Here is a 12625-nt window from a genome sequence, read left to right as displayed (position 1 = left end):
CACATGGTCTCCCTTTCTATATGTGATGTGTTTATTTTTTAGAAAACATCATACGTTTAAAGGTATTATCAGCCAAAACATAATGGTGAAACAAAGCCGCCGCCGCATGTAAGCCTATTACGTAATAACCAACTTCGCCCGCTGTCTCGTGTATTTCTTTAATGGTTTTACCCAGCTCTTTGTTTTCACTTGCCAATGGAGGCAACTCTAAACCAAAAAATGGCACAGGTTTACCTGCCATACTTAATATTAACCAACCCGCAATTGGCATAGCAAACATAAACACATACAGCGCAATATGAACAAATGTAGCTAATTTATTTTGCCATTTTGCAGGCTCAGGGTGTATAGCTGGTACCGAGCCGCCCACTACACGCGCAACTACCCTCACGCTTACTAAAGCTAAAACCGATAAACCCAACATAAAATGCCACATTTTAAAGGCATCACGGGTTTCGGTACCCTTTTCAAATAATTCGCGAAGTTCAATACTACCGTACACAGTCACAATTAAAATAAACATCAACCAGTGCAAGGCTATAGAGAGTGTATTGTAATGAGTATCTGTATTTTTAAAATTCATAATACCTCCTAATAAACGCATTAAAGTTAAAAGCCACTTATGCGTATGAGTATACATTTACAGGCTAACCTTTAATCACTCACTATTTAATGATCTAAAACATAAAATGAGTTACTAATTCAGTTCAATGGTTTAATGATTCTGGAATTTAAGTATTAGCTACAATAACTGAGCAAGCTTAAAATAAACTTAAATAGTAGGCATAAAAAAACGGCAACCTTAAGTTACCGTTTTAAACAATTAACGTGTTTTAAAAATAATAAACAGCAGCAAATGAAAGAGTATCGAGAACGACGAGTGATTTAGACTAGCCAAAGCTTGAAGAATTGGCTCTTATGATGCCTAAAGTCAAGATTTGCCCCTTTTGCTCACCATGCTTGGAACTGCTCGCGCATTTCATCGGTGACGATGCAAGATGAAGCAAGGCAGCCAAAATTGACTAACAGAAGTAGTAAAAAAGTTAACCGCATTTATCAATTCCTTGTGCGTACAACGCCTCAATCAGCCGACGCGTTAGCGGTCTGCTGGATTGATTTGTTAGCATTTTCCTCGGTTAGTAAACATATACCCAACCAAATAAACCAAACAATTTGTGATACGCCAAATATTTCAGTAAATAGTTTGTCAGGATAAATCGTTGCAATGCCCGCTATGCCTACAAAATATCCGAGATAGTTAAGTGACTGGGGTAATCTGCCCTCTTGTATAGCTGCTACGCTAATCAATAGAACCCAAAGTCCGCCAACTAATTCATTTCCACCACCTATACTTTCTGTTATCACTGAAACGATTATCCACATATCAAGGGCTTTTTCTGGATTTGCATCCATCAGATCGATTGCATGATCAAGCCCGATATTCGAAATCATTCCACTTGCGATCACCAGACCGACCCAAATGCCCCCGAATAAAGATCCAATAGTAATTAAGGGATTAACTTTATGTTTAAGCCTCTCATACATACCAATAACGAGTATGGCCAGAAAAATGCCAAACACCACGTACATTAGAAAATAGATCATTGAAAATAGAAGTTGATTTTCTGCCATGTAGGTCATTTTTTCGACTGGACTACCATCAACTGGATATGACCAAAAAGCCCCAAAATACACAAAGGCTGCTATGTAAATAAGCCCTTGGAAAATTGCTGCGATACCAGCCAGTTTTTGTAGACTCTTCATTTTGCGAAACCCCGTTTGTTGTATTGCTAACGCCTCAAGAATCGGCGGCGCTTGCGCCGTCTGCATTACTTGATTTGTTAGCTTTAAATTCAGCCATCGATTCGCGCTCAAATTTAAGCGCCTCTGAGCGATCACCAAGATACCTAGGAAGGCTTTCAAGTGCCATAAAGCCCCCCATGCGTTGTTCATGATGACCAACGATCAAGCCGCCGTGGCAATTGTGGGCACGACAGCCACGAATCAACGTGGCGTTATTCGTGACCAAGATGTTGCTTGGCTTTACAAGAATTTCAACACCATTTCTTAAGAATCGGCCCCGATTAATCACAACCTTATTTGGTGGTTGAAAATCAATTTCAATAAGTATCTTTCGATGTGCCTCCCGAACAGCCAGCCTCGTTCCTACAAGCTGTATATCCCATGGTTCTGTGGAGTAATAAAGTTGATTATTCTTAATGTGAAGAACGGGAGCATTGAACTCATCAAAAATGACAAGATTTAGAAGGAAGTGTCCATCAGCCATAACCAGTCCAACCAAAGGCGTACCATCTACACTTATAGGTACCATTGCTGTTCCATACCCTTGATCTTCGCAAGTGAAACTATTCCCACCAATCTCAATTTCAGCAGTCTTTCCCGAAAAATGAAGGCTGTATGGTTTAGAAACACCTTCGCGTAGATTAAATGGATTTGAATCAGCCTCTCTAACTACTTCTTTAGGGAGAAGTCCACCAGTTTTCTCTCTATGGTGTTGATCACATAGTAGTGTTATTTCTTCAGCAACATGACGCTTGACGTTAGCCCACTCTTCCATGTGTTCATATTCATAGAGAGGCATTCCGCAAATAACACAGCCGAAACCACACCTCTGCCGCACCTCGCGCTGAATAGGGAGGGGGATATTACGACTATTGCAGTCTTGCTCTTTTGTCATATAGCTTCCATTCTAAAGCTAACAGCTTATTGAACACCACTTTTGGGGGTTATAAAACCCCAAAACGGCGTATATTACATTGCTCAATAATTCCACTAAATAACTTTTATGTAAACAAGTTATTACGCAAGTTATAAATTTATCGTTGTTAAAATACACCAAAACGACTTTTAATAATGTTATTGGACAAAACACCATTAACTGTCTATATACACAGCACTTCTTTTTAAGTTAAATATCGTTTATGAAACCCCTGTTTCTAACCATGATTAAATTATAATGCTGCGATTTAAAACAAAAAAAGCACAGCCCAAAGGGCTGTGCTTTTAAATCAACTAACACTCATACGTTTATAAACATTAGTTTACAAACGAATACCGCCGTCTATCTCTACTACACGACCAGTAAAAAAGTCGTTTTCGATAATATATTGTGCGGTATGGGCTATTTCAGCGGTTTCACCTAAGCGCCCTACTGGTGTTACAGCAAGCATGCGTTGTTTGGCTTCTGGCTTCATTACATCGGTCATGGCGGTGCTAATAACGCCAGGGGCAATTGCGCCAACGCGGATCCCAAAACGACCAAGTTCTTTAGCCCATGTAGTGGTTAGTGCCACAACACCCGCTTTTGATGCGGCGTAATTTGTTTGGCCAATATTGCCTGCACGCGCTACGCTCGACATGTTTACAATTACGCCGCCTTTGCCTGATTCAATCATGTGGCTTGCCGCTTCGCGCCCTGCTAAAAATACGCCTGTTAGGAAGCGGTGAGTAATAGTTGGCTAAAATGTTAAGCGAAGCGGAATAGTGCCAACTATTACGAATCCGACTTTAAGGCCTTGTTAGGGTTCACTATAGCTGCTTCGCTACTATCGTTTTCATAGTAACTTATACCACCAAATACCGTGCCGATTAAGCCAACTAACAAACTAATAACCGCAATAAACTTATTGAATTTCCTTTCTTTTATTTTCGATAAATTATATTCCCTTAGCTCATTAGCTAATGGCTGTAAATCATAGCCATTTCCAGAAGACATATTTTCTATATGCTCTAAATGAATTTTTATATTGTCGGGAATCCCTTCAAAAGGCTCTTTAGATTTTATTTTCTCAATTTGTTTTTCTAAATAAGATAATTTATCCTCTGTGAACTCTTCTTTTGTAGTTATTGTTGCTCTCAACATAGTTTCGAGAGCCTCTTTCTTACATTCCATATTGAGACGGTTTGCTTTGGCAATTATCTCCACATGCTCCCATTTGGGAGGTTCGATTTCGTAAGCTTTATTCAAAGCTCTTATAAAATGCTTTCTTTTAATAGACTTGTCTATTTCATTTAAGAACACCGGTAGAAAATAAAAAACTGTAATGCAAAATGCTAACCCCATTAGCCCGAAATAAATGTAAAATGCAATTTTATCCATACTCTAAAAAGAACCCTAACAATTTTGTCTACGACATTTGTCGTTTTATAACCGACAAATGTCCATATATTACAGTTCATTTATCTTAACCATCAAATAAACACCTGTAAACAATTAGTTAACTTTAAGTTTTTTCCCTTAATGTAGAAATACACCAAAATGGTGGAGATCAGTAATATTGGATAAAACAACAAATACTGTCTATATATACAGTTACTTTTTTACTAAAGATTCATATCATAAAATCACCTTTTTTAACTATGATAGCCGAACAAATGTATCTAAAGCGTTATGCTAAAAGTACCATTAAAGCGTATTTATACTGGATAGCTTCATTTATTCGTTTTACTCTATGAGGCACCCAACAACGATGGGAGACAATGAGGTCGAACTTTTTTTGAATCACTTAGTCAACCAACAAAATGTTGCTCCTAACACTCAAACACAAGCCTTAAATGCGTTGAGCTTTTTATTTAAAGAAGTAATTAAAAAGCCACTTTCATTATCATTAAGTTTTATTAAGAGCAAACGAGCAACTAAACTACCGGTAGTTTTAACGCAACAAGAAATAAATAATTTTTTTAAAGTGTGATCTGCGAAGCATTATTTACCCTGTGGATTACTTTATGGCAGTGGTATGCGATTAATGGAGATACTGCGTTTACCGATACATCAGACCTTTTTCAAGATTATAAACTCTCCGATTTGAAACAAAAAAGCACAGCTCAAAGAGCTGTGCTTTAAATGATTAAATTAGAGCTGACAAGTTATAAACGTATGCCGCCGTCTATCTCTACTACACGGCCAGTGAAAAAGTCGTTTTCGATAATATACTGAGCAGTATGCGCTATTTCAACGGTTTCACCTAAGCGCCCTACTGGTGTTACAGCAAGCATGCGTTGTTTTGCTTCGGGCTTCATTACATCGGTCATGGCGGTGCTAATAACACCTGGGGCAATGGCGCCAACGCGGATACCAAAACGGCCAAGCTCTTTAGCCCATGTAGTGGTTAATGCCACAACACCTGCTTTTGAGGCTGCATAGTTAGTTTGGCCAATATTACCCGCACGCGCTACGCTCGACATGTTTACAATTACGCCGCCTTTGCCTGATTCAATCATGTGGCTAGCCGCCTCGCGTCCTGCTAAAAATACGCCCGTAAGGTTAACGTCAATCACTGATTGAAATTGATCAAGCGACATTTTTTTAACCACTTTGCCGTCTTTGGCTTTTATAAACATGCCATCGCGTAAAATGCCGGCGTTATTAATTAATACCCCAATGTGTCCAAAGTCACTGTTAATGGTATTAAATACGTCTTCAACTTCACTTTCAACGGTTACATTGGCGCTGTAGCCTTTAATAGTGCCTGTTACGCCAGCTAATGCAGATAGCTGATCGGTTGCTTCATTTAACTGGGCTTGCGCCATATCAATTAAGGCAATATTAGCGCCCATTAAGGCAAACTTTTGCGCCATTGCAAAACCTAAGCCTTGTGCGCCACCGGTAATAACTACGGTATTATTTTTTATTTCCACGATACTTTCCTACTTCGAAAACAATTTAAAAATGGCACTAAAATCATCACTGCCTGCACCTTGGTGCTGCATCATAGTGTATAAATTTTTAGCCATTGAGCCCATTGGCGTTAGTGAATTACTTTGTTGCGCTGCTTCCATAGCAAGGCCTAAGTCTTTCGCCATTAAATCGACCATAAAGCCAGGTTTATAGTCGTTACTAGCTGGTGCGGTTTCCATAACACCTGGGCAGGGGTTATAAAGTTCTAACGTCCAGTTACGACCCGAACTTGCGCTCATTATATCGCTGAGTACTTTTGCATCGAGGCCGTTATTAATTCCCATTTGAATGGCTTCACTGGTACCCGCCATTAAAATACTCAACAGCATATTGTTACATATTTTTGCAACTTGCCCTGCACCAATATCACCAGCATGGAAAATGTTTTTGCCCATATCGACTAATACCGTATTGGCTTTATCGAATGCGGTTTGCTCACCACCCACAATAAACGTAAGCGTGCCCGCTGTTGCGCCTGCTACACCACCCGATACCGGTGCATCAACAAACGCAATACCTTGCTCGCTTAGGGCATGGCCTACATCACGAGCCGATTGTGCATCTATGGTTGAACAATCAATCACTAACGTACTTTTACTCAGTACTTTAATTAAACCCGATTGCTCGTCTGTGCCTAAATAAAGTGATTTAACATGTTTGCTTGCCGGTAGCATGCTAATTAGCACATCAGCCTCGTGCGCACAGTCACTGGCGCTTTGCGCCGCACTAGCCCCATGATTCACAAGCTCTTTAACGGCCTCTGCACTTAAGTCAAAAACGCGCACACTGTGGCCTGCTTTAACTAAGTTTGCTGCCATTGGGCCGCCCATGTTTCCTAAACCAATAAATCCTATATTAAGTTTACTCATCGCTTTACCCTTGTAAATTTAGTTGTGAAAAGTACGGCTCTAGCGGATGTTCCTCGCCAAAGCGATTTGCAAAAAAGCTCTCTACTACTTCGCTTGGCACATTAGCTAAGGTTTTAAACTGCCACTGTGGCGTACCGTCTTTATCGATTAGTAAGGCACGTACACCTTCTTGAAACTCGCCCACTTCGCCAGCACGAACCGACATGCCCAATTCCATTTTAAAACAGTCAGCTAAGTTTTTGCCTTTGCTGTGTTTAAGCTGCTCACTCACTAAAGCACAACTTAATGGACAACCATGCGCCAACGATTTTTGTGCACGTTGTAGCCATTTGTCATCTGTGGTTAGATTTAAAATGTAATCGACCTGCTGCTGTAACGTGTCAAAGTCGCCTAACTTTTGAATTAGCGATAAGTTAGCTTTTAAATTGCCTTTAGGCATACGGCTAGAGTTGTTATCTAACTCAATAAGCAAGTTACTTAGCTTGTCGTGGTTTAAACTTGCTGTTTTACCCCATTTAGTATTGAGTAACGCTTCAACAAGCTCTGGGTATTTATCGGCATTTATAAAGTGGTCGGCAAGCGATACAAACTTAGCGTCTTCACAATTTATAGATGCCGAGGTCAGCCCTAAAAACAAACCAACATGGGCGGGCATTTTATGTAAAAAATAACTGCCGCCTACATCAGGGTAAAGCCCAATGGTTTGCTCTGGCATGGCAATGCGTGATGTTTCGGTAACCACACGGTGACTGGCACCGGCCATTAAACCTAAACCGCCGCCCATTACAATACCGTTACCCCAGACTAAAATGGGTTTGTTGTAGCAATGAATTAGGTAATCCAGCTGATACTCTTGAGTAAAAAACTCTTCAACCAATGAGCTCGGTTTACCTTCACTCATTGCTGTGTGCAAGCTCACTACATCGCCACCGGCACAAAATGCTTTTTCACCTGCGCCTTTAAGAACCACTAATGCAATGTTATCGTCTTTGTCCCATTGCTGTAGTTGTGGCTCGAGTAAGCTGATCATCTCAAAATTTAACGCGTTTAATGACTTAGGCGCGTTAAGCGTAGCAAAACCAATGAGTCGGCCATTGTCTGTGGTTGCCGTTTCAAATACCACGGCAGCATCAGCTGAATTTAAACGGGTTAATTCACTCATTAGCCATTCACCCAATTAGCTTTGCGTTTTTCTAAAAAGGCGTTCACGCCCTCTTGCTGATCTTCGGTATCAAATAAACCAACAAACAGCTCTCGCTCCAGTGGCAATGCATTTGCCATTGGCTGATGGCGCCCTTTTTGAATCAATGTTTTACATGCAGCAACCGACGATGGGCTTTGCTCTGCCACTTGGTTTGCTAGTTTTAGTGCTGCAGCAAAGCTTTCACCTTGTGCAACTACTTCTTCCACTAAGCCAATTTGCAGCGCTTTATCGGCTTTTAAGCGCTCACCGCATAAAATCATGCGTTTTGCCCAGCCTTCACCCACTAACCATGCTAAGTTTTGCGTTCCACCAGCACAGGGTAATAAACCCACTTTTGCTTCAGGCAATGCCATTTGTGCTTGCTCTTCTGCAATACGAATATCACAAGCAAGCGCTACTTCAAGCCCGCCACCCATTGCATAACCATTAATGGCTGCAACCGACACGCCTCTAAAATTAGTTAGCGCTTCAAACGCTTCACCAAATACACATGACATATCTGCGGCGACACCTTTATCGCCACCTGCAAATACATTTAGGTCAGCACCGGCGCTAAAAAACTTTTCGCCTTCACCAGTCAGTACTAATGCATAAATATTTTTATTGGTGTTGAGCTGATTAACTGTGTCTTTAAGCGCCACTAAAGTGTCTTTCGTCCAGGTATTCGCTGGCGGATTCGACATAGTTAAAATAGCTACATGGCCTTCAATAGTTAACTCAATGCTAGGATTTGACATACTAATCTCCTTATAAAACTTCGCTGGCTGATTCGGCTAAGATACGACGCGCAATAATCACGCGCATAATTTCGTTAGTACCTTCTAGAATTTGATGAACACGTACATCGCGTACGTGGCGTTCAAGTGGATATTCTTTTATGTAACCGTAGCCCCCATGAATTTGCAGCGCATCGTTACACACAGTAAAACCAACATCGGTTGCAAAGCGTTTAGCCATAGCACAATAAGTGGTTTTTTCACTGTCGTTAGTATCAAGTTTAAACGCCGCGAGTCGAACCATTTGGCGCGCTGCTACAAGCTCGGTATTCATATCGGCAATTTTAAATTGTAACGCTTGAAATGCAGCCAATGGCTTACCAAATTGGGTACGCTCTTTTAAGTATTCACGAGCAGTATTAAGTGCCGCTTGTGCAGTACCAATAGAACAAGTGGCAATATTAATACGGCCACCATCTAAACCTTGCATGGCAAACTTAAAGCCTTCGCCTTCTTGGCCTAACAAGTTTGCTACTGGAATTCGTACATCTTCAAAACTAATTAAACGTGTTGGCTGGGCATTCCAACCCATTTTTTCTTCTGCTTTGCCGTACTCAATACCTTTTGCATCTGCTGGTACAACAAACGCTGAAATGCCACTTGGGCCATCTGCCCCTGTACGTGCCATTACAACTAAAATTTCTGTTTCACCGGCGCCTGAAATAAACATTTTTGAGCCGTTAATAACATACTCATCGCCATCACGAACTGCTTTAGTTTTTAATGACGCAGCATCAGAGCCAGAGCCTGGCTCAGTTAAACAGTACGATGCCAGTAATTCGCCCATTACCAATTGTTCAACATATTTATCTTTTACTGCATCGGTACCAAAGCTTGCGATCATCCAGGTTGCCATATTATGAATGGTCAGCATAGCTGTAGTTGCTGTACAACCCAGTGCAAGTTGCTCAAAAATAATGCTTGAATCTAAACGAGATAAACCTAAGCCACCGGCTTCTTCTGGTGTGTATAAGCCACAAAAACCAAGCTCACCAGCGGCTTTTATTGTGTCTTTTGGGAAAATATGTTCGCGATCCCACTTAGCTGCATGTGGTGCTAGTTCAGATTCTGCGAATTGACGCGCAGTTTGCGCAAAAGCTTGTTGATCTTCAGATAAGTTAAAGTCCATGGTAGACCTCTTGTTGTGTTTTGTTTGTTGTCGGTGCATCCCATCAAGGGAGTTATTAGTGAGGAGCGACAACACTGTGTGTTGTGCCCCTCTTTTTTATTAATTATGCGGTTAAAATGTTACTTAAGATTAATACTCATATTTGGACCTGAAGCGATATCATCTTCAAACCAGCGAGATGTAATGGTTTTGGTTTCTGTGTAAAAACGAATACCTTGTTTACCATACGTGTGAGTATCGCCGTAGAATGAGCCTTTCCAACCCGTGAACGAGAAAAATGGTAAAGGCACAGGAATTGGCACATTAATACCCACTTGGCCTACTTCAATTTCGTGTTGGAATTTACGTGCAGCCGCACCACTTGAGGTAAATAGTGAGGTACCATTGCCGTAAGGGCTTTCGTTAATAAGCGCAATGGCTTCTTCAAGGGTATCAACAAACATACACGCCAATACTGGGCCAAAAATCTCTTCTTTGTACAAGTTCATCTCTTTGGTTACATCAGTAAATAACGTAGGACCTACCCAGTTACCTTGCTCGTAACCTTTAACGCTAAAATCAGAGCCATCAATTAAACAGGTAGCGCCTTGTGCTTTACCATCAGCAATCAGTGATAAAATACGTGCTTTTGCAGCAGGTGATGTTTGTGGGCCATAAGCCGCGTCTGCATCATCCCAAACACCTGGGCGTACACCTTCAAAGCCTGCTTTAATTTCATCAACCCAGTCTTTTGCTTGACCAACAAATACCGCCACTGAAATACCCATACAGCGCTGACCTGCTGCACCTACAGAGGCACCCACAAGGTTATTAACAACATGCGATTTACTCGCATCAGGCATAATTACCATGTGGTTTTTAGCGCCAACACACGCTTGAACACGTTTTAAGTTTTGTGTGCCTTTAGAGTAAATATAGGCACCTACACCACATGAACCCACAAATGAAATAGCACGAACGGCTTTGTCTTCTAATAAGCGGTCAACTTGTGGTTTTGTACCGTGTACTACTTGTAATACGCCTTTAGGTGCACCCGCTTCAATAAATAGCTCAGCTAAGCGCATAGGAGTAAGTGGATCTTGCTCAGACGGTTTTAAAATAAAGGTGTTACCACACACAATTGCCAGTGGGAACATCCACAATGGGATCATTGCCGGAAAGTTAAATGGCGTAATACCTGCACACACACCCAGTGGTTGCATGTAAGAATACGTATCAATTTTGCGTGCTACGTTTTCCATGGTTTCACCCATCATTAACGACGGCGCATTAGCAGCTTGTTCAACTACCTCAATACCACGCCACACATCACCTTTTGCATCTTCAAACGTTTTGCCTAGCTCATGACAAATAATAGTGGCTAGTTCATCATGGTTTTCTTTTAATAGCGCCGCGTATTTCATCATAATGCGCGCACGCTCAGTAATAGGCACATCTTTCCATGTTTTAAATGTTTCGCTTGCTGATGCAATCGCCGCATCCATCTCTGTGTCTGTAGCGCATGGCACTTGCGCGAGCACTTCTTGATTAGCTGGGTTTACAACATCAATTAATTCATTTGACGTTGACTGAACGAACTCGCCGTTAATTAGTAAGGGTACTTGGTGCATAATAAATCCTATTGAGTCAATTTAATTGCCGCAGCGCTGTGATTGTTATAGTTGCTGCGGCTTTGTTATCAGTTAAAGTGCTTCGACTGCCATAGCAACGGCTTCACCGCCACCTATACACAAAGACGCAACGCCTTTTTTGAGGCCTCGGTTTTTAAGCGCATGAATAAGTGTTACTAAAATACGTGCGCCACTAGCACCAATTGGGTGGCCTAGTGCACACGCACCACCATTCACGTTAACTTTGCTTTCATCGAGCTTTAATTCGTTAATAGCCAGCATAGTGACCATGGCAAACGCTTCATTAATTTCCCATAAATCAACATCGGCGGTTGTCCACCCTGCTTTTTCAAGTACGCTGTTCATTGCGCCCACTGGGGCTACAGTAAATTCACTTGGTTTTTGAGAATGAGTGCTGTGAGCAACAATTCTGCAAAGTGGTGTTAAACCCTCAGCTTTTGCTTTTGATTCGCTCATTAGTATTAGCGCAGCACCACCATCTGAAATAGACGATGAATTAGCGGCAGTAATAGTGCCGTCTTTTTTAAATGCAGCTCTTAAACTTGGTATTTTTTCAGGGCGTGCGTTGCCAGGTTGCTCATCAATTGAAACGGTGATGTCACCCTTACGCGTTTTAATAGTGTGCGGAGTAATTTCGCTATCAAAGCTACCATTGTCTATGGCTGCGTTTGCTTTACTTAATGAACCCAGTGCAAACGTATCCATTTGCTCACGACCAATACCGTATTCATCGGCTGTATCTTGAGCAAAGCAACCCATTGCTTTATTGTCGTAGGCGTCTTCTAAGCCATCACTCATCATGTGATCTTTAATTTCGCCATGTCCCATACGCATACCGCCACGGGCTTTAGGAATAAAGTAAGGTGCATTGGTCATGCTTTCCATACCACCAGCGATTGCTGATTCAATAGAACCGGCCTTAATTAAATCATTCGCTAACATCGCTGCTTTTAAACCCGAGCCACATACTTTATTAATAGTGGTAGCGCCGGTGCTTAGTGCAAGCCCCGCTTTAAGCATTGCTTGACGCGCAGGTGCTTGGCCTAAACCGGCTGGTAATACGCAGCCCATAATTACTTCATCAATTGCATCATTGCTTAAACCCGTTTGAGCAAGTGCGCCTGCAATGGCCGTAGCACCTAATTCGGTAGACTGCGCATCACTTAGTGCGCCCATAAATCCACCCATTGGGGTGCGTTTTGCTGCTACAATTACAACGCTTTCGAAAGACATAAAAGGCTCCATTTTCAATTAACGCAAACATGTTTTATTATGTTTAGCTTAATGTTTAAACTAATCTGATAAATACGAGCATACA

The 12625-nt window shown here is 41.5% G+C and carries 11 protein-coding genes and 2 pseudogenes; 1 reads left to right on the top strand and 12 read right to left on the bottom strand.

Going from position 1 to position 12625, the window contains the following annotated elements; translation table 11 throughout:
* Positions 1-31: 31 nt before the first annotated feature.
* The 5 genes and pseudogenes from ACNSN3_RS06655 to ACNSN3_RS06635 all read right to left on the bottom strand — a co-directional run bounded on the left by ACNSN3_RS06655 (position 32) and on the right by ACNSN3_RS06635 (position 4120).
* Positions 32-583: a cytochrome b gene (locus ACNSN3_RS06655; RefSeq protein WP_418608837.1), complete on the bottom strand. Its 552-nt coding sequence runs from the start codon at positions 581-583 to the stop codon at positions 32-34.
* 497 nt (positions 584-1080) lie between these two features.
* Positions 1081-1764, bottom strand: coding sequence for a hypothetical protein (locus tag ACNSN3_RS06650; RefSeq protein WP_418608836.1), 684 nt, complete (start codon positions 1762-1764; stop codon positions 1081-1083).
* Between the two features lie 34 nt (positions 1765-1798).
* Positions 1799-2698 carry a cell division protein gene (locus ACNSN3_RS06645; RefSeq protein ID WP_418608835.1) on the bottom strand — a complete coding sequence of 300 codons (900 nt, stop codon included), beginning with the start codon at positions 2696-2698 and terminating at the stop codon, positions 1799-1801.
* 364 nt (positions 2699-3062) lie between these two features.
* A pseudogene (locus ACNSN3_RS06640) lies at positions 3063-3458 on the bottom strand (SDR family oxidoreductase); the annotation flags it as partial.
* Positions 3459-3514: 56 nt separating this feature from the next.
* Complete coding sequence (locus ACNSN3_RS06635; RefSeq protein WP_418608834.1) at positions 3515-4120, bottom strand: hypothetical protein; 606 nt, start codon at positions 4118-4120, stop codon at positions 3515-3517.
* A 260-nt stretch (positions 4121-4380) separates the two neighbouring features.
* On the opposite strand from ACNSN3_RS06635, the pseudogene ACNSN3_RS06630 reads away from it, so the two are divergent.
* Positions 4381-4712, top strand: a pseudogene (locus ACNSN3_RS06630) (phage integrase N-terminal SAM-like domain-containing protein).
* A 175-nt stretch (positions 4713-4887) separates the two neighbouring features.
* On the opposite strand, the gene ACNSN3_RS06625 reads toward ACNSN3_RS06630, so the two are convergent.
* The 7 genes from ACNSN3_RS06625 to ACNSN3_RS06595 all read right to left on the bottom strand — a co-directional run bounded on the left by ACNSN3_RS06625 (position 4888) and on the right by ACNSN3_RS06595 (position 12540).
* Positions 4888-5658 (bottom strand): SDR family oxidoreductase, encoded by a 771-nt coding sequence (locus ACNSN3_RS06625; protein WP_418608833.1) that lies wholly within the window; start codon positions 5656-5658, stop codon positions 4888-4890.
* A gap of 9 nt (positions 5659-5667) precedes the next feature.
* Positions 5668-6567, bottom strand: a complete 900-nt coding sequence (gene mmsB, locus ACNSN3_RS06620) for a 3-hydroxyisobutyrate dehydrogenase (protein ID WP_054200896.1) — start codon at positions 6565-6567, stop codon at positions 5668-5670.
* Between the two features lie 4 nt (positions 6568-6571).
* Positions 6572-7729 carry an enoyl-CoA hydratase/isomerase family protein gene (locus tag ACNSN3_RS06615; protein ID WP_418608832.1) on the bottom strand — a complete coding sequence of 386 codons (1158 nt, stop codon included), beginning with the start codon at positions 7727-7729 and terminating at the stop codon, positions 6572-6574.
* A complete protein-coding gene (locus ACNSN3_RS06610) occupies positions 7729-8508 on the bottom strand; it encodes an enoyl-CoA hydratase (protein ID WP_008114687.1) in 780 nt (259 codons plus the stop codon). The genes ACNSN3_RS06615 and ACNSN3_RS06610 overlap by 1 nt, the downstream gene beginning before the upstream one ends.
* Positions 8509-8518: 10 nt before the next feature.
* The gene (locus tag ACNSN3_RS06605; RefSeq protein WP_138595285.1) at positions 8519-9676 is read right to left on the bottom strand and encodes an acyl-CoA dehydrogenase family protein; all 1158 of its coding nucleotides are present in this window, start codon (positions 9674-9676) and stop codon (positions 8519-8521) included.
* A gap of 119 nt (positions 9677-9795) precedes the next feature.
* Positions 9796-11286 carry a CoA-acylating methylmalonate-semialdehyde dehydrogenase gene (locus tag ACNSN3_RS06600; RefSeq protein ID WP_418608831.1) on the bottom strand — a complete coding sequence of 497 codons (1491 nt, stop codon included), beginning with the start codon at positions 11284-11286 and terminating at the stop codon, positions 9796-9798.
* Positions 11287-11358: 72 nt separating this feature from the next.
* Positions 11359-12540, bottom strand: coding sequence for a thiolase family protein (locus ACNSN3_RS06595; RefSeq protein WP_418608830.1), 1182 nt, complete (start codon positions 12538-12540; stop codon positions 11359-11361).
* Between the last annotated feature and the right edge of the window lie 85 nt (positions 12541-12625).

Origin of the sequence: Pseudoalteromonas sp. US3C1004 (assembly GCF_048401065.1) — a bacterium.
GTDB lineage: Bacteria > Pseudomonadota > Gammaproteobacteria > Enterobacterales > Alteromonadaceae > Pseudoalteromonas > Pseudoalteromonas undina.
The sequence above is the reverse complement of the archived record's forward strand: the minus strand, read 5'-3'. Positions and strand labels throughout refer to the sequence as shown.

Excerpts from the sequence above, each read along its gene's own strand:
- ACNSN3_RS06610 (WP_008114687.1), bottom strand. The coding sequence starts at position 8,508 with ATGTCAAATCCTAGCATTGAGTTAACTATTGAAGGCCATGTAGCTATT.
- ACNSN3_RS06605 (WP_138595285.1), bottom strand. The coding sequence starts at position 9,676 with ATGGACTTTAACTTATCTGAAGATCAACAAGCTTTTGCGCAAACTGCG.
- ACNSN3_RS06595 (WP_418608830.1), bottom strand. The coding sequence starts at position 12,540 with ATGTCTTTCGAAAGCGTTGTAATTGTAGCAGCAAAACGCACCCCAATG.
- ACNSN3_RS06655 (WP_418608837.1), bottom strand. The coding sequence starts at position 583 with ATGAATTTTAAAAATACAGATACTCATTACAATACACTCTCTATAGCC.
- mmsB (WP_054200896.1), bottom strand. The coding sequence starts at position 6,567 with ATGAGTAAACTTAATATAGGATTTATTGGTTTAGGAAACATGGGCGGC.
- ACNSN3_RS06635 (WP_418608834.1), bottom strand. The coding sequence starts at position 4,120 with ATGGATAAAATTGCATTTTACATTTATTTCGGGCTAATGGGGTTAGCA.
- ACNSN3_RS06600 (WP_418608831.1), bottom strand. The coding sequence starts at position 11,286 with ATGCACCAAGTACCCTTACTAATTAACGGCGAGTTCGTTCAGTCAACG.
- ACNSN3_RS06650 (WP_418608836.1), bottom strand. The coding sequence starts at position 1,764 with ATGAAGAGTCTACAAAAACTGGCTGGTATCGCAGCAATTTTCCAAGGG.
- ACNSN3_RS06645 (WP_418608835.1), bottom strand. The coding sequence starts at position 2,698 with ATGACAAAAGAGCAAGACTGCAATAGTCGTAATATCCCCCTCCCTATT.
- ACNSN3_RS06615 (WP_418608832.1), bottom strand. The coding sequence starts at position 7,729 with ATGAGTGAATTAACCCGTTTAAATTCAGCTGATGCTGCCGTGGTATTT.